This window comes from Amycolatopsis sp. TRM77291 (assembly GCF_054166285.1).
This window is the reverse complement of record NZ_JBSZHF010000001.1, coordinates 4,333,890-4,352,939: the sequence shown is the minus strand read 5'-3', so window position 1 is coordinate 4,352,939 and position 19,050 is coordinate 4,333,890. Positions and strand designations below refer to the sequence as shown.

General features: G+C 69.2%; 19 protein-coding genes and 1 pseudogene. 7 read left to right on the top strand and 13 right to left on the bottom strand.

What is annotated here, in order from left to right:
- Position 1: 1 nt before the first annotated feature.
- Genes ACXIZN_RS20005 through kstD form a run of 5 tightly spaced genes read right to left on the bottom strand, consistent with a single transcriptional unit; the run spans position 2 to position 4,960 of the window.
- Positions 2 to 865, bottom strand: a complete 864-nt coding sequence (locus tag ACXIZN_RS20005) for a MaoC/PaaZ C-terminal domain-containing protein (protein WP_457956189.1) — start codon at positions 863 to 865, stop codon at positions 2 to 4.
- Positions 866 to 874: 9 nt separating this feature from the next.
- Entirely contained in the window at positions 875 to 1,900 is a 1,026-nt protein-coding gene (locus ACXIZN_RS20000; protein ID WP_457956187.1) for a 2Fe-2S iron-sulfur cluster-binding protein, read from the bottom strand.
- A complete protein-coding gene (locus ACXIZN_RS19995) occupies positions 1,897 to 2,157 on the bottom strand; it encodes a hypothetical protein (RefSeq protein WP_126737608.1) in 261 nt (86 codons plus the stop codon). The genes ACXIZN_RS20000 and ACXIZN_RS19995 overlap by 4 nt, the downstream gene beginning before the upstream one ends.
- The gene (locus ACXIZN_RS19990; RefSeq protein WP_457956186.1) at positions 2,154 to 3,293 is read right to left on the bottom strand and encodes a Rieske 2Fe-2S domain-containing protein; all 1,140 of its coding nucleotides are present in this window, start codon (positions 3,291 to 3,293) and stop codon (positions 2,154 to 2,156) included. Before ACXIZN_RS19990 ends, ACXIZN_RS19995 begins: the two co-directional genes overlap by 4 nt.
- Entirely contained in the window at positions 3,290 to 4,960 is a 1,671-nt protein-coding gene (gene kstD / locus ACXIZN_RS19985; protein WP_457956184.1) for a 3-oxosteroid 1-dehydrogenase, read from the bottom strand. The genes ACXIZN_RS19990 and kstD overlap by 4 nt, the downstream gene beginning before the upstream one ends.
- 99 nt (positions 4,961 to 5,059) lie before the next feature.
- Here kstD and ACXIZN_RS19980 point away from each other — a divergent pair, with 99 nt between their 5' ends.
- The 5 genes from ACXIZN_RS19980 to hsaB are packed head-to-tail and all read left to right on the top strand — an operon-like array spanning position 5,060 to position 10,187.
- Positions 5,060 to 6,658, top strand: a complete 1,599-nt coding sequence (locus tag ACXIZN_RS19980) for an FAD-binding protein (RefSeq protein WP_457956182.1) — start codon at positions 5,060 to 5,062, stop codon at positions 6,656 to 6,658.
- Positions 6,659 to 6,698: 40 nt separating this feature from the next.
- Positions 6,699 to 7,874: a 3-hydroxy-9,10-secoandrosta-1,3,5(10)-triene-9,17-dione monooxygenase oxygenase subunit gene (gene hsaA / locus ACXIZN_RS19975; protein ID WP_457956181.1), complete on the top strand. Its 1,176-nt coding sequence runs from the start codon at positions 6,699 to 6,701 to the stop codon at positions 7,872 to 7,874.
- Positions 7,874 to 8,722 carry a 4,5:9,10-diseco-3-hydroxy-5,9,17-trioxoandrosta-1(10),2-diene-4-oate hydrolase gene (gene hsaD, locus ACXIZN_RS19970; RefSeq protein WP_457956179.1) on the top strand — a complete coding sequence of 283 codons (849 nt, stop codon included), beginning with the start codon at positions 7,874 to 7,876 and terminating at the stop codon, positions 8,720 to 8,722. The genes hsaA and hsaD overlap by 1 nt, the downstream gene beginning before the upstream one ends.
- Positions 8,722 to 9,636, top strand: coding sequence for an iron-dependent extradiol dioxygenase HsaC (gene hsaC / locus ACXIZN_RS19965; protein WP_457956177.1), 915 nt, complete (start codon positions 8,722 to 8,724; stop codon positions 9,634 to 9,636). The genes hsaD and hsaC overlap by 1 nt, the downstream gene beginning before the upstream one ends.
- On the top strand, positions 9,633 to 10,187 hold the full coding sequence (hsaB, locus tag ACXIZN_RS19960) for a 3-hydroxy-9,10-secoandrosta-1,3,5(10)-triene-9,17-dione monooxygenase reductase subunit (RefSeq protein ID WP_457956176.1): 555 nt from the start codon (positions 9,633 to 9,635) through the stop codon (positions 10,185 to 10,187). The genes hsaC and hsaB overlap by 4 nt, the downstream gene beginning before the upstream one ends.
- Here hsaB and ACXIZN_RS19955 read toward each other — a convergent pair.
- Positions 10,153 to 11,184: a fatty acid desaturase family protein gene (locus ACXIZN_RS19955; RefSeq protein WP_457956174.1), complete on the bottom strand. Its 1,032-nt coding sequence runs from the start codon at positions 11,182 to 11,184 to the stop codon at positions 10,153 to 10,155. The genes hsaB and ACXIZN_RS19955 overlap by 35 nt on opposite strands.
- Positions 11,185 to 11,249: 65 nt before the next feature.
- Here ACXIZN_RS19955 and ACXIZN_RS19950 point away from each other — a divergent pair.
- A pseudogene (locus tag ACXIZN_RS19950) lies at positions 11,250 to 11,546 on the top strand (HNH endonuclease signature motif containing protein); the annotation flags it as partial.
- A gap of 390 nt (positions 11,547 to 11,936) precedes the next feature.
- On the opposite strand, the gene ACXIZN_RS19945 reads toward ACXIZN_RS19950, so the two are convergent.
- The gene (locus ACXIZN_RS19945; protein ID WP_457956173.1) at positions 11,937 to 12,305 is read right to left on the bottom strand and encodes a nuclear transport factor 2 family protein; all 369 of its coding nucleotides are present in this window, start codon (positions 12,303 to 12,305) and stop codon (positions 11,937 to 11,939) included.
- Positions 12,306 to 12,368: 63 nt separating this feature from the next.
- On the opposite strand from ACXIZN_RS19945, the gene ACXIZN_RS19940 reads away from it, so the two are divergent.
- A complete protein-coding gene (locus tag ACXIZN_RS19940) occupies positions 12,369 to 13,274 on the top strand; it encodes an RNA polymerase subunit sigma-70 (RefSeq protein WP_457956172.1) in 906 nt (301 codons plus the stop codon).
- Here ACXIZN_RS19940 and ACXIZN_RS19935 read toward each other — a convergent pair.
- The 6 genes from ACXIZN_RS19935 to ACXIZN_RS19910 are packed head-to-tail and all read right to left on the bottom strand — an operon-like array spanning position 13,265 to position 19,024.
- Positions 13,265 to 13,672: an HIT family protein gene (locus ACXIZN_RS19935; RefSeq protein WP_457956171.1), complete on the bottom strand. Its 408-nt coding sequence runs from the start codon at positions 13,670 to 13,672 to the stop codon at positions 13,265 to 13,267. The genes ACXIZN_RS19940 and ACXIZN_RS19935 overlap by 10 nt on opposite strands.
- Before the next feature lie 4 nt (positions 13,673 to 13,676).
- Positions 13,677 to 14,648: an acyl-CoA dehydrogenase family protein gene (locus tag ACXIZN_RS19930; protein WP_457956169.1), complete on the bottom strand. Its 972-nt coding sequence runs from the start codon at positions 14,646 to 14,648 to the stop codon at positions 13,677 to 13,679.
- Positions 14,645 to 15,574, bottom strand: a complete 930-nt coding sequence (locus ACXIZN_RS19925) for an acyl-CoA dehydrogenase family protein (RefSeq protein ID WP_457956168.1) — start codon at positions 15,572 to 15,574, stop codon at positions 14,645 to 14,647. Before ACXIZN_RS19925 ends, ACXIZN_RS19930 begins: the two co-directional genes overlap by 4 nt.
- Entirely contained in the window at positions 15,571 to 16,704 is a 1,134-nt protein-coding gene (locus ACXIZN_RS19920; protein ID WP_457960560.1) for an acyl-CoA dehydrogenase family protein, read from the bottom strand. Before ACXIZN_RS19920 ends, ACXIZN_RS19925 begins: the two co-directional genes overlap by 4 nt.
- The gene (locus ACXIZN_RS19915; RefSeq protein ID WP_457956167.1) at positions 16,704 to 17,537 is read right to left on the bottom strand and encodes an enoyl-CoA hydratase; all 834 of its coding nucleotides are present in this window, start codon (positions 17,535 to 17,537) and stop codon (positions 16,704 to 16,706) included. Before ACXIZN_RS19915 ends, ACXIZN_RS19920 begins: the two co-directional genes overlap by 1 nt.
- The gene (locus ACXIZN_RS19910; protein WP_457956165.1) at positions 17,534 to 19,024 is read right to left on the bottom strand and encodes a FadD3 family acyl-CoA ligase; all 1,491 of its coding nucleotides are present in this window, start codon (positions 19,022 to 19,024) and stop codon (positions 17,534 to 17,536) included. Before ACXIZN_RS19910 ends, ACXIZN_RS19915 begins: the two co-directional genes overlap by 4 nt.
- Positions 19,025 to 19,050: the final 26 nt, after the last annotated feature.

The following is a 19,050-nucleotide window of genomic DNA, read 5'->3' as shown; positions in this document are numbered from 1 at the left end:
TTCAGTCTGTCGTGGTCAAGAAAGTGTCGGAAAGGACCGGTGCCTCGCCCCGGTCCGGTGCCGTGGTGGTGATCAGCAGCCCGGCGGGCTCGCGCCAGACCCGGGTCCGCAGCGGCTCGCCGGGGAAGACGACGCCGGCGAACTTGGCCGAGAACGACGCGACGCGGGCGGTGTCACCGTCGAGGAATTCGTCGGTGACGGCCTTCGCGATGACGCCGTAGGTGCACAGGCCGTGCAGGATCGGCTTGTCGAACCCGGCCGCCGCGGCGAACGCGGGATCGGCGTGCAGGGGGTTGCGGTCCCCGCAGAGCCGGTAGAGCAGCGCCTGCTGCGGCAACGTCGGTGTGTCGATGACCGCGTCCGGCTCCCGCGACGGGAGCTCGACGCGGTCGGACGGGCCGCGTTCGCCGCCGAAACCACCTTCACCACGGGCGAAGATGCTCGACCGCAATGTCCACAATGGAGTGCCGTCCGAGTCGGTGGCGACCGTCTCGTTCACGATCACGGCCGCCTTGCCCTTGTCGAAGACGTCGACGATCCGCGTGCGCGCCACGGCCTTACCCGAGACCGGGATGGGCCGGTGCGCGATCACCTCCTGCTTGCCGTGCAGCACTTTCCCGAGGTCGACCTCGACACCGGGGAACGAGACCGCGGGCGGTTCGAACACGCGCAGGTTCGCCGCCACGGTGGCGAACGTCGGCAGCACCTGGAGGCCGTCCTCATAGGTGTAGCGCAGTTCGCGCGGGCTCATCGGATCCGCGCCGGCGCCCAGCGCCAGGTGGTAGAGCTGCACGTCCGACGCGGTCCAGGCGAAGCTCACCTCGCCGAGGTCGGCGCCGATCGCGACCGAGGGATCGATGGGCACGGATAGCTCCTACTCGTAGGTGACGGTGACGTCGTCGGTCAGCGGCAGGGACTGACACGCCAGCACGATGCCTTCGGCGATGTCGTCGCCGTCGAGGACCTCGTTGTTCAGCATCTTCACCTCGCCGGAGGTGACCCGGCAGGCGCACGCGCTGCACTGACCCTCGCGGCACGAGTACGGCGCGTCGAAACCCTTTTCCAGCAACAGGTCCAGCAGTTTCGTCCGGCGCGGCCAGGTGAGCTTCTTCGTCTCGCCGTCGAGGGTGACCTCGACCGACGCCGGGGTCTCGGCCTCTTCGACGGCGACGGGTTCGGCCACCTCGAACGGGTTCCCGCCCAGGGACAGGAACCGTTCCAGGTGGATCCGCTTGCGCGGCAGCCCGAGGTCCTTGAGCACCGTGCGCACGGCGTCCATGAACGGGCCAGGCCCGCAGATGAACGCTTCGTGCGCGGTGTACGGCGCCACCAGCGCGCGTAGGTGTGCCTCCGTCGGCAGTCCTTGCAGGCTCTCCAGCCAGTGCACGACGACCAGCCGGTCCTGATACCGGGCGGCGAGATCCGCCAGCTCCCGGGCGAAGATCACCGAACCTTCGTCCCGATTGGCGTACAGCAGCACCACCTTGCCGGTGCCGTGCTCCAGCGCGGACTTGAGGATCGACATCACCGGCGTGATACCGCTGCCGCCCGCGAGCAGGAGGAAGTCCTCGTCGAGCGACGCGGGGCTGAACACCCCGGCCGGCGGCAGGACCTGGACCTCCTGGCCGGCCCGGAGGTTGTCGCAGAGCCAGTTCGACCCGTAGCCGTCGGCGGTGCGCTTGACGGTGACCTGCACACGGTTCTCGTGCGGCGCACTGGAGAGCGAGTAGCAGCGGGCCACCGACCCGGTCCGGTCGCTCGGCACGCGCAGCGTGAGGAACTGCCCTGGGGTGTAAGCGAAAACGGAGGCGTGCTCGGCCGGGATCTCGAACACGATCGACCGCGCGTCGGCGGTCTCGGTGATCACCTCGGCCACGGTCACGGTGACGGGACCGCTCATTCGGGCACCTCCAGCAGGCCGTCCTTCAACGCGGCGTCGATGCTGTCGCTGAGATTGCCGCAGGTGTCGAGCAACGCCGTCTGCGCGCCGGACGCCTTCTGTTCGGCGAACACCGGGCAGCTCCGGGACGCGTCGCTCGTCCACTGGATGCTGGTGTGCTGCATGCTGTTCTTCTTGACCAGCACGCACGTCCCGCACGCGCGGCAGCTCAGCGGCCGCAGCCCGGCGGTGAGGAATTCGACGGTCTCGGGCTTCACACCCCGGCCTCTTCCGCCTGCTGCCGTGCCAGGTTGTCGGCCACCTCCGCCGCCCAGACCTCGTTGGCGCGGCTGGTGTCCACTTCGAACTCGAACCGCCGCGTCATGTCCTCGGTGACGTCGGCCGCGTCCACATAGAACTGGTCGTACCAGCGGCGCAGCTGATAGACCGGCCCGTCCTCTTCGCACAGCAACGGGTTGTCGATGCGGGTCTTGTTGCGCCAGATCTCGACGTCCTGCAGGAAGCCGACGCCGATGCCCTTGGCGAACTTCCCGGCGATCTTGTCCGCGTGCTCGTCCGAGACGCCCTCGAACTTCTTCACGCTCACGCCCCACTGCAGCACGAACGAGTTCTCGGTGACCGGGTAGTGGCAGTTGATCAGCACGTTCTCGATCTCGAAACCCTGGTACGTGTTGAGCAGCTTGTTGATCATGTAGGACGGACCGAAGTACGACGCCTCGGATCGCAGCAGGTTCTCTTCGCCGCCGTAGTTCGACGCCATTCCCTTGTCCGGGCGGCCCTTCGTGTTCAGGTACTGCGTGGCGATATGCCCCTCGAACACGTTCTTGAAGTAGGTCGGGAAGGCGTAGTGGATGTAGAAGAAGTGCGCCATGTCGACCATGTTGTCGATGATCTCGCGGCAGTTGGAGCCCTCGATGAGCACCGAGTCCCAGGTCCAGTTGCTCCACTCGCCGGTGAAGATGCCTTCGATCCGCGGGATGACGACGTCCTCGGGCGGCGGGTTGCCTTCCGGGTCGTGCCAGACGAACAACTGCTTGTTCTCCTCCAGCACGGTCCACGAATTCGTCCGCGCCCGCAGCGGAACCCGTTTGGCGTAGGGGATCGAGACGCATTTGCCGTTGCCGTTCCAGCGCCAGTCGTGGAACGGGCAGGCGATCTCGTCGCCCTTGACCTCGCCCTGGGTGAGATCGCCGCCCATGTGGCGGCAGTACCCGTCGAGCACGTTCAGCTTGCCGGACGAATCGGCGAAGACCACCAGTTTCGTCCCGAACGCCGTGATGGCGTGCGGCTTCCCGTCGCGGAACGACTCGGCGAGGCCGAGACAGTGCCACCCGCGCGCGAACCGCGTGGGGGGCGCGCCCGCGTCGATCTGCCGTACGGATTCCGTCGTCATCGGCTGCCTCCCGCTTTGGTGTGATCTTGCTGCGCGAGATGCTCGGCCGCAAGGTAGCCGAACACCATCGCCGGGCCGATCGTCGCGCCGGGGCCCGCGTAGGTGCGGCCCATCACCGCCGCGCTCGTGTTGCCCGCCGCGTAAAGCCCGTCGATGACCGACCCGTCCTCGCGCAGCACGCGCGCGTGCGGGTCGATCCGCAAACCGCCCTTGGTGCCCAGGTCGCCGGGCACGATCTTCACCGCGTAGTACGGCGCGACGTCCAGCGGGCCCAGGCTCGGGTTGGGCTTGTTCCGCGGGTCGCCGTAGTAGTGGTCGTACGCGCTGCGCCCGCGGTGGAAGTCCTCGTCCACGCCGCTCCTGGCGAAGCCGTTGAACCGCCGCACGGTGGCTTCCAGCGCGTCGGCCGGGACCTCGATCCGTTCGGCGAGTTTCGCGACGGTGCTCGCTTTGACCGCGATGCCCGCTTTGAACCAGCGTCCGGGCAGCGGCTGGCGCGGGCCGAGGCCGGTGAACATGTACCGGTTGCGGTTGCGCTGGTCGAACACCAGCCAGGTCGGGATGTTCGCGCCGGGGCCGTCGCCCTCGCCGTACATCGCGTGCACGGCCTCGACGTACGGCGCCGATTCGTTGACGAAGCGTTCGCCCCGCGCGTTGACCATGAGGCAGCCCGGCCGCGACCGTTCGGCGAGCGCGAACCACGGGCCGCCGGTGAGCGGGATGGACGGGCCCCACCAGGCGTCGTCCATCAGGTCGACGGCCGCGCCGAGTTTGAGTCCGGCGTCGATCGCGTCACCGGTGTTGGCCTCGGCGCCGACGGTCCATTCCGTACCGATGGGTGCCCGCTGGTACTTGACCCGCATCTCTTCGTTGCGCTCGAACCCGCCCGCGCCGAGGACGACGCCGAGCCGCGCGCGGACCGTCTTCTCCTCGCCCTCGTGGCGGACGACGACGCCGGTCACCCGGTCGCCTTCGCTCTCCAGATCCACCAGCGGCGTGTTCAGCCAGACGGGGACATCCGCCCGCCGCAGCCCTTCACGCAGACCGGCCGCAAGCGCTTGCCCCATGGAGAGAAGCCGCTGACGCCGGATCCGGCCGGCGAGCCAGCGCCCGCCGAGACTCAGCACGCGGAGGACGCCGCGCGGATGCCGGGCGAGCAGGCTCAGCCACCGGTAGTCCGCCTGGGTGATCGGGGCGCCGAGCGGGGGAGCGCTGTACGGCGGCTCCAGATTCGCCAGCTCCGGGCCGAGCAGGTTGCCGTCGAGCGCGGCCGGTTCGACCGACCGTCCGCCCGCGCGCCCGCCGGGGGCTTCCGGGTGGTAGTCCGAGTAGCCGCGGACCCAGCGGAAGCGCAACGGCGTCTTGTCGCAGACGAAGGACAGGACCTCGGGGCCGCGGTCGAGGAAAGCCGACCGGAGTTCGGCGGGGACGACGTCACCGACTATCGCTTCGAGGTACTCGCGTGCCCGTTCCGGGGACTCCTCGATCCCGGCCGCCCGCAGCGCGTGGTTGCCGGGGATCCAGACGCCGCCGCCGGAGCGCGCCGTCGAACCGCCGAAATGGGCGGCCTTCTCCACGACCAGGACCTCGAGTCCCCGGTGGGCTGCGGACAGTGCGGCGGTCATCCCGGCGGCACCACTGCCGACCACGATCACGTCGTACTCCATACGCCCCTCACCTGAAACACGTTGTAGGAAGCATGTAGCGGCATCCGCGCTGCTCCAGTCACCATAGACGAGAACGTGTTCTAGTTCTAGGGTGGGGACATGGACTCCCTCGTCGCGGATGTGGTGATCGTGGGTTTTGGTGCGGCCGGCGCCTGTGCGGCGATCGAGGCCGCCGATGCCGGTGCCCGGGTGCTGGTGCTGGACCGCTTCTCCGGCGGTGGCGCGAGCGCGGTCAGTGGTGGTGTCGTGTACGCCGGTGGCGGGACGGCACGGCAGCGGGACGCGGGCGTCGACGACAGTGTCGACGCGATGTACGACTACCTGCGGCTCGAGGTCGGTGACGTCGTCTCCGAGGAGACCCTGCGGCGTTTCTGCGCGGGCAGTACGGAGATGATCTCCTGGCTGGAAGGCAACGGCGTGCCCTTCGAGGGCAGTCTGTGCCCGTACAAGACGTCGTACCCGAGCGACAAGCACTATCTGTACTACTCGGGCAGCGAGGCGGCGGGCGGTTTCCGTGACGCCGCCAAGCCCGCGCCGCGCGGGCATCGCGTCAAAGGGCCCGGCACCTCGGGGAAACTGCTCATGAAACGCCTGATGGAGGCGGTCCGGAGCCGTGGGATCCAGGTACTGCCGCAGACCGCCGCGCGGAATCTGATCGTGGACGCCGACGGGGCCGTGACCGGCGTCGTCGTGTCCACGCTGCGGGACGCTCCCGCTCGTGTGCGGGCGGCGCACCGGAGGCTCTCGGCGTATGCCGCCAAACCGGGGATTTACGTGCCCTCGCTGCGGAAGCCGCTGCACCGGAGGGTGGAGCGGATCGAGCGCCGTTACGGTCGTGAGCTGCGGATTTCCGCCTCGCGCGGGGTCGTGCTCGCGGCGGGCGGGTTCATCGCGAACCGCGAGATGGTGCGCGAGCACGCGCCCGCGTATCGCGGCGGGCTGGCGCTCGGGACGTCGGCCGACGACGGTTCCGGCATCCGCATGGGGGTCGAGGCGGGCGGGGTCACCGCGGAACTCGGGCGGATCTCCGCCTGGCGGTTCATCACCCCGCCGTCGGCGTTCCTCGGCGGCCTGCTCGTGGACGAGACGGGCGGCCGCATCATCGACGAATCCCGGTACGGCGCGGCCGTCGGCGAACGCATGATCACCGGCCATGAAGGGCGTGGCTGGCTGCTGGTCGACGACGCCATCGTCCAGGAGGTCCGGCGGGACGCGCGCGGGCAAAGTCAATGGTTCCAAGGGCTTCAGGTGCGGTATCTGCTGCGGCAACGCGTCGTCGCCGGGTCGCTCGACGGGGTCGCGCGCAAGGCGGGCGTCGATCCCGGCGGGCTGGCCGCCAGTGTCGAGGCGGCGAGGTCCGGCGCGGATCCGACGGGCAAGCCCGCGGAGTTCGCGCGGCCGCTGGACCGGCCGCCGTACTCGCTGATCGACGTCTCGATCAAGCCGAACCTGGGCTATCCGTGCCCGATGCTGACGTTGGGCGGCCTGGTCGTGGACGAGGAGACCGGTGCGGTGCGGTCCGCCGACGGCGCCCCGATCCGCGGGCTGTACGCGGCCGGCCGGACCGCGGTGGGAATCTGTTCTAGGTCCTACGTGAGCGGTCTGTCGCTGGCCGATTGCGTGTTTTCCGGTCGGCGTGCCGGACTGCACAGTGCCCTCGACCGGGGATCGGTCGACAAAAACGAGAACGTGTTCTAGTCTTGGACCCGGTTCACCGAGCACGAGAGAGGGAACGCATATGAGCGAGCACGCCGCGCAGGACGTGATCGCGGGCATCCGGGAGCTGCTGCCGGTCCTGCGGGAGCGGGCGCAGGAGGCGGAGGACGCCAGGCGCGTTCCCGAGGAGTCCGTCAAATCCCTGCAGGAGACCGGGTTCTTCAAACTCCTGCAGCCGAAGACGTTCGGTGGCCTCGAAGCCGACCCGGTGAGCTTCTACACCGCCGTCAAACTCGTCGCGAGCGCGTGCGGGTCCACCGGCTGGGTCGCCTCCATCCTCGGCGTCCACCCGTGGCACCTCGGCCTGTTCGAAGCGCAGGCGCAGCAGGACGTCTGGGGCGACGACGCCGACGTCCGGATCTCCTCGTCGTACGCGCCGATGGGCAAGGCGGACGTCGTCGACGGCGGCTACCGGCTCAGCGGGCGCTGGAGCTTCTCGTCCGGCTGCGACCACGCGACCTGGGTGCTGCTGGGCGGGCCGGTGTTCAAGGACGGGAAACCCGTCGACTTCTGCACGTATCTGGTGCCGATCGCCGACTACACGATCGAAGACGTCTGGGACACCGTGGGCCTGCGCGGCACCGGGTCCAACGACATCATCGTGAACGACGTCTTCGTGCCGAAACACCGCGCGCTCAGCTTCATCGCGACGTCGAAGTGCAAGACGCCGGGGCAGGAGATCAATCCCGGGCCGCTGTACAAGCTGCCGTACGGCTCGGTGCATCCGAGCACGATCACCGCGCCGATCATCGGGATGGCGCAAGGCGCGTACGACGCGCACGTCGAGTACCAGGGCAAGCGCGTACGCGCGGCGTACGCGGGTGAACAGTCCAAAGAGGACCCGTTCGCCAAGGTGCGGATCGCCGAGGCGGCGAGCGAGATCGACGCGGCCTGGCTCCAGCTGACCCACAACATCGACGAGCTGTACCAGCTGGCGTGCAAGGGGGAGAAACTGCCGTTCTCCACCCGGCTGCGGGTCCGGCGTGATCAGGTCCGCGGTACCGAGCGTGCGATCTTCGCGATCGACAGGCTCTTCGAGAACTCCGGCGGCCGCGCCCTGCGGGCCGGAACCCCGATCCAGCGGTTCTGGCGCGACGCCCACGCCGGCCGGGTGCACGCGGCGAACGACGCCGAGCGCGCCTACGTCATGTTCGGAACCGGCGCCTTCGGGCTGCCCGTCGAGAATGCGATGGTCTGATGACCGAAGGCAAGTACGTCACTGTCCGAGATGGACTCAAGCTGCATTACCACGAGGTGGGCGCGGAACATTCCGAGACGGTGATCCTGTTGCACGGCGGTGGGCCCGGCGCGTCGGCGTGGAGCAACTTCGGCCGCAACCTCCCGGTGTTCGGCAAGAACTACCGGACGCTGGCCATCGACCAGCCCGGGTTCGGCCGCTCGGACAAACCGACCGAGCATCCCCAATACTTCCGCCACAGCGCTGACGCCGTGGTCGGGCTCATGGACGAACTCGGCATCGAACGGGCGCATTTCGTCGGCAACTCGCTCGGCGGCGGGACTTCCGTGCGGCTCGCGCTCAACCACCCGAAGAGGGCCGGGCGGCTCGTCCTGATGGGGCCGGGTGGGCTGAGCGTGAACCTGTTCGCGCCCGATCCCACCGAGGGAATCAAGAACCTCGGCCGGTTCAGCGCCCCGCCGGGACCGAGTCGCGAGAAGCTCGAAGCCTTCCTGCGGATCATGGTGCACGACCAGTCGCTGATCACCGACGAACTGATCGACGAGCGGTTCGCCGCCGCGAGCGCGCCGGAGTCGCTGGCCGCGATGAAGGCGATGGGCAAGTCGTTCGCCCAGCCCGACACCTACGAAGAGGGCATGCTGTGGCGTGAGGCGCATCGCCTGCGGCAGCGCGTGCTCCTGATCTGGGGCCGGGAGGACCGCGTCAATCCGCTCGACGGCGCGCTGCTCGCGCTCAAGACGATCCCGCGTGCCCAGCTGCACGTGTTCGGCGGCTGCGGGCACTGGGCGCAGCTGGAGAAGTTCGACGAATTCAACCGGCTGGCACTCGACTTCCTGGGAGCCTCCTGATGGGTATCCGATCGCTCGCCTACCTCCGCATCGAAGCCACCGACATGGCCGCGTGGCGTGAATACGGGCTGAAGGTCCTCGGCATGGTCGAGGGTTCCGGCACGAATCCGGAAGCGCTCTACCTGCGCATGGACGATTTCCCCGCGCGGCTCGTGATCTTCCCCGGTGAGCACGACCGGCTCGCCGTGACGGGCTGGGAGGTCGCCAACGCCGGCGAACTCGACGAGATCCGGTCTTCGCTCGACGCGCATTCTGTGCCGTACAAGGAAGGCACGCCGGATCAGCTGGCCGATCGCCGGGTCGACGGTCTGGTGTCCTTCGAGGACCCTTCGGGTAACACGCTCGAAGTGTTCCACGGCGTCGCGTTGCAGCACCGGCGCGTCGTGAGTCCTTATGGGCACAGGTTCGTGACCGGTGAGCAAGGGCTCGGGCACGTCGTCCTGTCCACTCACGACGATGACGCTTCCCTGCGGTTCTACCGTGACGTCCTCGGGTTCCGGCTGCGGGACTCGATGAAACTGCCGCCGCAGATGGTCGGCAGGCCGGCCGACGGCGCTCCGGCGTGGCTGCGGTTCTTCGGCTGCAACCCGCGGCACCACAGCCTCGCGTTCCTCCCGATGCCGACACCCAGCGGCATCGTGCACCTCATGGTCGAAGTGGAGAACACCGACGACGTCGGCCTCTGCCTCGACCGGGCCATCCGCCGGAAGGTGCCGATGTCGGCGACCCTCGGGCGGCACGTCAACGATCTGATGCTCTCGTTCTACATGAAGACCCCCGGCGGCTTCGACGTCGAATACGGCTGCGAGGGGCGTCAAGTGGACGACGAGAGCTGGATCGCCCGAGAGAGTACGGCGGTTTCCTTGTGGGGACACGACTTTTCAGTCGGCGCCCGCCCGCCGGGGCAGTCGTGACCCCGGTGACGGACCTCGGCGCGGACATCGATCCGGCTCGGTTCCGGACGGTGCTCGGGCATTTCTGCACCGGTGTCGCGGTGGTGACCGGGCACGACGGCACGGCTCCGGTAGGCTTCGCGTGCCAGTCGTTCGCGGCGCTTTCGCTGGATCCGCCGCTGGTGCTCTTCTGTCCTGCCAAGACTTCCCGGACCTGGGCGGTGCTCGCCGAGTCCGGCCGGTTCGCCGTCAACGTGCTCGCCGAGGACCAGCAAGAGGTCAGCGCGGTGTTCGGCGCGCGGGGGGCGGACAAGTTCGCGTCGGTCGACTGGTCGCCCGCCCCGTCCGGATCCCCTTTGCTGACCGGGGCCCTGACCTGGATCGACTGCGCCCTCGAAGCCGTGCACGAGGCGGGTGACCATTACGTCGTCGTCGGCAGGGTCACCGCGCTCGGGGAACCCTCCGATGATCGGCCGCTGCTGTTCCATCGCGGGCGGTACACGGTGACCGAGCCGGTGACGGACGCGCTCGCCGCGCTCATGCCCTGGCCGCGTCCCGACGATTGGCTCTGATCGGCTCGCCGGCGTCGTGCAGGCTGCGTAACGCGAGCGAGTAGGACTCGATGAGCCCGGTCTCGTGGTACGGGACGCCGATCTCGTCGCAGTAGCGCTGGACAATGGGCCGGGCGCGGCGCAGATGCGGCGACGGCATGCTCGGGAACAAGTGGTGCTCGATCTGGTAGTTGAGGCCGCCGAGCGCGACGTCGACGATCCGGCCGCCGCGGACGTTGCGTGAGGTGAGCACCTGCTTGCGGAGGAAGTCGAGTTCGGTGTCGCCGGACAGGATCGGCATGCCCTTGTGGTTGGGCGCGAAGATCGATCCCATGTAGACACCCCACAGTGCTTTGTGGACGATGAAGAAGACGAGCGCCTTGCCGGGTGAGAGGACCACGAGCAACGCGCTGAAGTAGAGCGCGAAGTGCGCCAGCAGCAACGCCGCTTCGAGCCCGCGCCGCCGGAGGCCCGGCTTCGCGACCGCGCGGATCCCGGAGAAGTGCAGGTTCAGGCCTTCGAGGGTGAGCAGCGGGAAGAACAGGAACGCCTGGTAGCGGCCGATGAACCGGGGGAGACCCTTGCTGGCCCGCGCCTGGTCCTTCGACCACACGAGGATGTCCGGATCGACGTCGGGGTCGAGGTGCTCGTGGTTCGGGTTCGCGTGGTGGCGGGTGTGCTTGTCCATCCACCAGCCGTAACTCATGCCGACACCGAGGTTCCCCGCGATCCGCCCGGCGATCTCGCTCGGGTGGCGGGTGCGGAACACCTGACGGTGCGCGAGATCGTGCGACAGCAACGCGATCTGGCCGAACATCACCGCCTGGAAGACGGCGATCCCCAGCTGCCACCAGGAATCCCCGATCGCGAAGAAGGCGACCCAGCCGGAGACGAAGAGGGTGGCGACCAGGCCGATGCGGAAGACGTAGTAGCCGGGACGGCGGTCGAGGAGGCCCGCTTCGCTGACGCGGCGGGACAGACGGGCGAAATCGCTGCCTGTGCGGAGGTTTGCGGTCACCGTTGTGAGTCTCGTCCGGGGTGGGGGTGGGGTGAATGCGGTGCACCGGTGGGTTGGTGCGGGNCAGGTTGATCAAGGCGCGGGATCGGGAATGCACCTACCCCGGCTGCCATCGGCCGGCGGAGTTCTCCGAGATCGACCACATCACCACCTGGGCCCGCAACGGCAACACCGACCACCACAACTGCCACGCCGCCTGCACCATCCACAACCACCTCAAAGAAGAACCCGGCTGGACCACCACCCCCACCGGCAACGGCGGCATGACCATCACCACCCCCACCGGCCGTACCTACCACGCGAACCCGGAACCACTCCACGACCCACGACCCCAACCCGAGGACGACACTCCACCCTTCTGATCGGTACAGAAATACGCCGTGGAGCCACCCGGCCTCACACCGGGCGGCGACTCCGGTGTGCCCAAAGCGCGGTTCCGCGGCAAGCCGATAAGCACGCCCTGGCTCACTGGAAATAGGCGGGCGGTTGCACCGGCGCGGCCAGGCCCGTCCAGTCTGGACTCCCGCAGTGGGCAGCCCCCGCAGCCGCCCGAATGTGCGTCACGTCGTGGCACCGGCGCGCCTCAGAGCCCGTCCGTTAGGACTACTTGGTTGGCAGGTTCCTGTATGCCCCGGCCACCCGGGCGCGCACGCCAGGCGACGACACCCGCACCCCTGGAAACAGGGCGCGTGAAGCCCCCTTCCCCCGTCGAACCGAGGGAAGAAGCCCTTCACGCGCCACCGAGCAACCGGCTAAGACCCCGCAGCAGCCTCCCGCGCCGCATCGAAAGGAGCCCGATCGAACACGATCCGCAACTCCACGATCTTCCCCTCCCGCACTGTCAGCAGCTCGGCCCCGGGCGCGCTCGCGACCGGCAAGGTCGCCGTGTCGTACATAAGCAACGCGGTCGTCTCGTCCCCGAACGCCGAGAGCAGCGTCGAGCCGGTCAGGATCTCGGTGAACGGGCCCATGAACCCGCGAAACGCCTCAGCGCCGGAAAGCGGCCCACCGGGCGTGTGGCAGACGATGTCCTCGGCGATGTAGGTCATCGCCTTCTCGAAGTCCTTGCCCGTCCACGCGTGGTGGTAGGCGAGCGCGACATCCAAGGCGGGACTGGTCATGATGGTTCCTTTCGTCGGTCTTCACCCAGTCAGACACCACTCCCGCCGCGAAAGGAACGGTCAGTGAGCACCAGGGCGACAGACGAGCAGGGGTTTCGCGAGCTCGCCGACACCTATCGGCACGAGCTCCACCTGCACTGTTACCGGATCCTCGGGTCCCTCACCGACGCCGAGGACGCCGTCCAGGAGACGCTCCTGGCCGCCTGGCGCGGCCTCGACGGCTTCGAGGGGCGCTCGTCGCTTCGCACCTGGCTGTACCGCATCGCCACCAACCGCTGCCTCAACGCATTGAGGGACGCCGGCCGCCGTCGCCCGCCCGAGCCGGTGCCGCCGTTCGATCCGCCGGAGCCGAGCCGACGCGGTGAAGTGACCTGGTTGCAGCCGTATCCGGACGAGCTCGCCGACAGCGAACCCGGCCCCGAAGCGCGCTACACCACCAGGGAGGCCGTCGAGCTCGCCTTCATCACCGGGCTCCAGCTCCTCCCGCCGAGACAAGCCGCCGCGCTCGTCCTGCGGGACGTCCTGTGCTTCCCCGCCGGTGAGGTCGCGAGCATGCTCGGCACCACCGAGACGGCGGTCAAAGGCATCCTCCAGCGCGCCCGCGCCTCCCTCGACAAGCATCGAGCCCGCACGGCACACCGCCCCTCACCGGGGGAACGCGAGCTGACCAGGCGCTTCGCCGACGCGTTCACCGCGGGCGACCTCGACGGCGTCCTCAGCCTGCTCACCGACGACGCCTGGCTCGCCATGCCGCCGGCACCGCACGAGTACCACGGTCGCGAGGCGATCGCGGGCTTCCTCCGCGTCACCATGGCCGTTCCCGTGGAGCGCTTCACCATGACCCCGACGCGTGCCAATGGCCAGCCCGCCTTCGTCTGCCGTCACGGTGAGACACCGGCCGGACTGATGGTCCTCACCCTCGACGGTGACCGCATCCGCGCCATCACCCGGTTCCTGGATCAGAAGTGACCCGCCAGGCGGCCGCACAGCGCGCGGATGTCCGCGGCCGGCGCGCCCGTCCACGAGGGACCGTCCATCCACCCGAGCTCCGAGGGCGTTCCCCGGTACCTCACGAAAACGTGCTGATGGAAATGCGCGACACTCCGCCCGGCGATGGCGGAGAACACGTGCTCCGGAGCCAGTTCCGCACGCAGGCCCCTGGCCGCGAACCAGGCCGCGCGCGCGACCGCCGCGACCTCGTCCGGGGTCAGCTCGTCCAGCGCCGCCACATGCCGCCGGGTCTCCACGAACAGATAACCGGGGAAGCCACCGGGCCGGTGCGACACGACGACCGTGTCGTCGGCCCAGACGGCCGGCCCCACCAGCGGGCCTTCGCCACGGTGCTTGGCACAGATCGCGCACTCCACCGGCTCACGATAACGGCGGCCGCACCCGTCCGAGGTGGTCGCCAGGCGAGCCGAACAGGTGCGCCGCGCCATGCGCCCGCTTGAAATAGCGGTGCGCCGGATGCTCCCAGGTGATCGCGATCCCGCCGTGCAGCTGGATCATCTCGCCCGCCACCGTCGCCAGCGCCTCCGAGCAGTGCACCTTGGCCACCGCGGCCAGCCTGCTCGACTCCGGAGCCGCGTAGGCCGCCGAGCGCGCGGTTTCCACCAGGACGTGGAGATCGGCCATCCGATGCTTCAACGCCTGGAATCCGCCGATCGGCCTGCCGAACTGGTGCCGCTGCTTGCTGTACTCCACCGTCAGCTCGAACGCCCGCGCCGCGGCCCCGGCCTGTTCGGCGGCCAAAACGGCGCACGCGACGTCCCGCAGCGCGCCGAGGTCGACCGGGCCGATCAGCCGGGCAGAGGCGCCGTCGAAACGAACCCTCGCCAGTCGCCGCGTTTCGTCCATCGCCGGAGTCCGTTCTCGCCGCGCATCGGCGACTTCGTACAGCGAATCGCCGGCCACGACCAGCAGGATCTCGGCCTCGTCGCCGTGGAGGACGTAGTGCGCCTCACCCTCCACCCCGGAATCGTCGACGCGGCAGGCAGGGGCATCCCAGCGACCTTCGGCATCGGTCCAGGCCACCGCGCCGACAACACCCTCGGCGAGGCGGGGGAGCAGCCGTTCGCAAGCCTCGTCGTTGCCCGTGGCCAGGACGGCGTGCACGGCGAGCACGGCCGAGCCGAGGAACGGGACGTCGGCGAGGACCCTGCCCAGTTCTTCGGCGACCACCTGCAGTTCCGTCGTCCCGGCGCCGAGCCCGCCGAACCGCTCGGGAACGGCCAGCGCCGCCACCCCGATCTGCTCGCACAGCTCGGGCCAGGGATCCGCTTCCCGGTCCAGCAGCTTCCGCACGCTGTCGCGCAGCGCGTCCTGTTCGGCGGTGAACGTCATGACAGCACCCGCTCCCGGTGGAACCGCGGCGTACCCCAGGCGCCGACCAGCGCGCGGACCCTGGTCAGCCGCAGGCCGAGCGCGTGTTCCGCGGTGTAGCCGATCGCGCCGTGCACCTGCAGCCCCGTCCGGGCGGCGAGATGCGCGGCGTCGCCGCACGCCACCTTGGCCGCGGAGACGTCCCGCCGGTCCAGGGTGACGGCCGCGCCGAACAGCAGCGGCTCGGCCAGCGCGAGCGCGGTCGCGACGTCGGCGAGCAGGTGTTTGACCGCCTGATAGCCGCCGATCTCCCGGCCGTACTGCTTGCGTTGCGCGGCGTAGGCGACGGACGTGTCGAGCAGCCAGCGTCCCGCGCCGAGGAGTTGCGCCGCGGTGGCGAGACAGCCCAGTTCGAACGCGCGCTCCGCGTCCAGTGCAGTGCCGAGGTCGTCCCCGGCCACCGGCGGGAACAACCGGCGCGAACCGTCCACGGAGGACAAAAGCTCGCCCGGGGTGAACGCGCGCAGCCGGTCGTTCTCGACAGCGAGCCGCGCGTCCGCGACGTCGGAATCCAGGGCATACGGCACATGCGGAGCGAAAGCCACCGACGCCAGCGTCTCGCCGGACGCGACCGAGGTCAGCAGTTCGTCGTCGAGCAGGGACGGCAGGACGGCCACGGTGTCGGTCCACGGCCCGGGAACGCAGTGGTAGCCGAGCCGTTCGAAGCCGACGGCCAGATCCACCGGTGTGGCGCCGAGACCGTCGTACTTCTCGGGGACCGCCAGCGCGGTCACGCCGAGTTCCGCCAGCCGCCGCCAGATCTTGAGGCCGGGCCCGGGATCGCCCGACGCCCAGGACCGGTTGGCCGAATCGGTGTCCACACCGGACAGCAGATCGTGCAGGCTGCGGGAGAACTGCTCCTGCTCGCCGGAGAGTGCGAACCTCATCGAGCCCCCTTCGGCAGGCCGAGCAGCCGTTCGGCGACGATGGACCGCTGGATCTGGTCGGTCCCGCCGTAGATCGGCCCGGCCAGGGAGAACAGCCAGCCGTCGCTCCAGCCGCCCCGCAGTTCGGCGTCCGGGCCGAGGATGTCGAGCGCCGTTTCGTGCAGCGCGACGTCGAGGTGCGACCAGAACAACTTGTTGACACTCGATTCGGGGCCGAGCTCGGCACCTTCGGAAAGCCGGGTGACCGTGCCGAAGGTGTACAGCTGATAGGCCCGCGCACCGATCCACGCGTCGGCGACCCGGTCCGCGGTGTGCGCCGGACGCGCGGAGTCCTGCCAGAGCGAGACCAGCCGGTCGGCCGCGGCGAGGAACCGGCCGGGACTGCGCAACGACAGGCCGCGTTCGTTGTTCGCGGTCGTCATCGCGACCCGCCAGCCTTCACCCGGCGCGCCGATGACGTCCTGGTCGGGGACGAAGACGTCGTCGAAGAAGAGCTCGGCGAACCCCGGTTCGCCGTCCAGCTGGGGGATCGGCCTGACGGTGACGCCCTCGGACCGCAGATCCACCATCAGATAGGTGAGGCCCTTGTGCCGCACCGAGTCCGGGTCACTGCGGAACAGGCCGAACGCGCGGTCGGCGAACGTCGCCCGCGAGCTCCAGGTCTTCTGCCCGCTGACCCGCCAGCCGCCGTCGCAGCGGGTCGCGGTGCTGCGCAGAGCGGCGATGTCGCTGCCCGCCTCGGGTTCCGACCACGCCTGCGCCCAGACCTCCTCGGAGCGCGCCATCTTCGGCAGGATGCGGGCTTGCTGTTCTTCCGTGCCATGGGAGAACAGCGTGGGCGCGAGCATGAAGATGCCGTTCTGGTTGACCCGCAACGGCGCTCCCGCCGCGTAGTACTCCTCCTCGAAGAGCACCCACTCCAGCAGGCTCGCGTCCCGCCCGCCGAACTCGCGCGGCCACGAGACGACGGACCACCGGGCGTCGGCCAACCGGGATTCCCACTCGCGGTGCTGCGCGAATCCTTCGGCGGTGTCGAACGACTTCAGCGGCTCGGCGGGAACGTTCGCGGCGAGCCAGGCACGGGCTTCGTCACGGAAGGCGAGCGTCCGCTCATCCAGGTCGAGGTTCATCATGAACTCGCGTCACGCATCGAGCGCGCGTCCTGCCCGCCCAGCGAGTCACCGCCGGAAACCTCGGCGTTGTGCGCGTGCGCGAAGTGGTGCAGACCGAACACGGAGTCCATTCCGGACCGGAGCCCCATGAGGTCTTCCGCCTGGTTCACGGCCTTCTTGGCGAGCGCGAGCCCCATCCGCGGCATCACCGCGATCTTCTCCGCCAGCGCCATCGTCTCGGTTTCGAGGTCGGCGCGCGGGACGACGCGGTTCAGCATGCCCCATTCCTTGGCCTGCTGCGCCGTGAAGCGCTCACCGGTGAACAGCACCTCCTTGGCCGCGCGCGGACCGAGGACCCACGGGTGCGCGAAGTACTCGACACCGGGAATCCCCATACGTACTACGGGATCGGCGAAGAACGCGTCGTCGGAGGCGACGATCATGTCGCACACCCACGCCAGCATCAGCGCGCCCGCGATGCACGCGCCCTGCACGCTCGCGATGGTCGGCTTCGGGATCTCGCGCCACCGGCGGCACATGCCGAGGTAGACCTCGGACTCGCGGGCGAACCGCTGATCACCGCCCTCGGCGCCGATATGGTCCCACCACAGGACGGCCTTGCGCTCGAACGAGACGTCCACGTCGCGCTCCGGCGTCCCGATGTCGTGCCCGGCGGAGAAGTGCTTCCCGGCGCCGGCCAGCACGATCACCTTGACCTCGGGATCGTCGACGGCGCGGGTGAACGCCGCGTCGAGCGCGTAGGTCATCGCCGAGTTCTGCGCGTTCCGGTACTCCGGCCGGTTCATCGTGACGACGGCCACCGGCCCGCGTCGCTCGTACTCGACGGTCATCCGTTCTCCTCCCGCAACACGCGTTTCAGCACCTTCCCCGACAGGTTCCGCGGAAGTTCCGCCACGAACTCGATGTACCGGGGGAGTTTGTAGTTGGCCAGATTGCTTTTGCAGTGCGCCAGGACGTCCTCAGTGGACAGTTCGGCGCCGGGGCGAAGCCGGATGTAGGCCTTGCCCGCCTCGCCGTACACCGCGTCGGGAACACCGATCACCGCGGATTCCGCCACGCCGTCCAGCCAGCCGAGCGCCTGCTCGACCTCGGCCGGATACACGTTGAATCCCTTGCAGACGTACATGTCCTTGATCCGGTCGACGATCCGCAGATAACCGCGCTCGTTGAGCACCCCGACGTCGCCGGTGTGCAGCCAGCCGTCGGCGTCGATGGCTTCCGCCGTGGCATCCGGATCATCGAGATAGCCGAGCATCACGTTCGGCCCGCGCAGCAGGACCTCGCCGAGCTCGCCGAGTTTCACCTCGAAGCCCGCCGTCGCACGGCCGGAGAAATGTGCCACCAGTTTCGCGTCGTCTTCGGGGCGGGACATCGTGGCCACCACGGCCTCGGTGAGCCCGTACGCGGTGAGGACGGTGTCGAAACCCAGCTCCGTCCGCATCCGCTCGACCAACGCGACCGGCACGGTCGCCGCCCCGGTGACGGCGAGCCGCAGGCTGGACAGATCGTGGTTCCCGCGTTCGGGCGCGTCCAGCAGGACCTGGTAGATCGTCGGCGCGCCGGGGAGCACGGTGATCCGCTCGGATTCGACGAGGCGCAGGGTTTCCCGGACATCGAAGGTGCGTTGCGGCAGGATCGTCGCGCCACGCAGGATGGCCGCGAGGATCCCCGCCTTGTAACCGAAGCTGTGGAAGAACGGGTTGATGACGAGGTAGCGGTCTTCCTCGGTCAGCCCGCCGCAGTCGGCCCAGGCCTCGGCGACGCTCAGCGCCTGCCGGTGGCTGCTCATCGCGCCCTTGCTGCGGCCGGTGGTCCCGGACGTGAACAGGATGTCGCTGACGTCGTCCGGTTTCGCGGGACTGACGAAGTCGCTGTCCAGTCCGGCGAGCGCGTCCCATTCCGTCACGCCCTCGACCGGTTCCTCCGGGCCTCCGACGGGGATGCGCAGGACGGTGGCAGGGCGGGAAGAGCCGAGGTCCGCCAGCCGATCCGTGCCGAGGAACGTGCCGGTGATCGCCAGCGCGGAAACGTTCGCGCGTTCGAGGACGTCGACGGTCTCGCGGGCGGTGAAGCGGGTGTTGACCGGGATCAGCGTCGCTCCGGCGTACAGCGCGCCGAGCCCGGCGACGACCCAGTGCCAGGTGTTGGGGGAGCAGATCGCGACCCGCGCGTGGCCCTCGAAGAACCGCGCGGCCTGGCGCACGCGGCGGGCGAGTTCGGCGTAGGTGAGCCGGACTTCGCCGTCGACCAGCGCTTCCCGCGCGGCGAAGCGCTCCGCGGCCCTGTCGAGCGCCGCCGGGATGGTTCCTTCAGTCATCGAAGTCTCCCTAGCAAGTGCTTGGT

What these genes read in the sequence shown, in the direction of transcription:
- ACXIZN_RS20000 (WP_457956187.1), bottom strand. Translation starts at nt 1,900, where the DNA reads ATGAGCGGTCCCGTCACCGTGACCGTGGCCGAGGTGATCACCGAGACC.
- ACXIZN_RS19990 (WP_457956186.1), bottom strand. Translation starts at nt 3,293, where the DNA reads ATGACGACGGAATCCGTACGGCAGATCGACGCGGGCGCGCCCCCCACG.
- kstD (WP_457956184.1), bottom strand. Translation starts at nt 4,960, where the DNA reads ATGGAGTACGACGTGATCGTGGTCGGCAGTGGTGCCGCCGGGATGACC.
- ACXIZN_RS19980 (WP_457956182.1), top strand. Translation starts at nt 5,060, where the DNA reads ATGGACTCCCTCGTCGCGGATGTGGTGATCGTGGGTTTTGGTGCGGCC.
- hsaA (WP_457956181.1), top strand. Translation starts at nt 6,699, where the DNA reads ATGAGCGAGCACGCCGCGCAGGACGTGATCGCGGGCATCCGGGAGCTG.
- hsaD (WP_457956179.1), top strand. Translation starts at nt 7,874, where the DNA reads ATGACCGAAGGCAAGTACGTCACTGTCCGAGATGGACTCAAGCTGCAT.
- hsaC (WP_457956177.1), top strand. Translation starts at nt 8,722, where the DNA reads ATGGGTATCCGATCGCTCGCCTACCTCCGCATCGAAGCCACCGACATG.
- ACXIZN_RS19945 (WP_457956173.1), bottom strand. Translation starts at nt 12,305, where the DNA reads ATGACCAGTCCCGCCTTGGATGTCGCGCTCGCCTACCACCACGCGTGG.
- ACXIZN_RS19930 (WP_457956169.1), bottom strand. Translation starts at nt 14,648, where the DNA reads ATGACGTTCACCGCCGAACAGGACGCGCTGCGCGACAGCGTGCGGAAG.
- ACXIZN_RS19925 (WP_457956168.1), bottom strand. Translation starts at nt 15,574, where the DNA reads ATGAGGTTCGCACTCTCCGGCGAGCAGGAGCAGTTCTCCCGCAGCCTG.
- ACXIZN_RS19920 (WP_457960560.1), bottom strand. Translation starts at nt 16,704, where the DNA reads ATGAACCTCGACCTGGATGAGCGGACGCTCGCCTTCCGTGACGAAGCC.
- ACXIZN_RS19915 (WP_457956167.1), bottom strand. Translation starts at nt 17,537, where the DNA reads ATGACCGTCGAGTACGAGCGACGCGGGCCGGTGGCCGTCGTCACGATG.
- ACXIZN_RS19910 (WP_457956165.1), bottom strand. Translation starts at nt 19,024, where the DNA reads ATGACTGAAGGAACCATCCCGGCGGCGCTCGACAGGGCCGCGGAGCGC.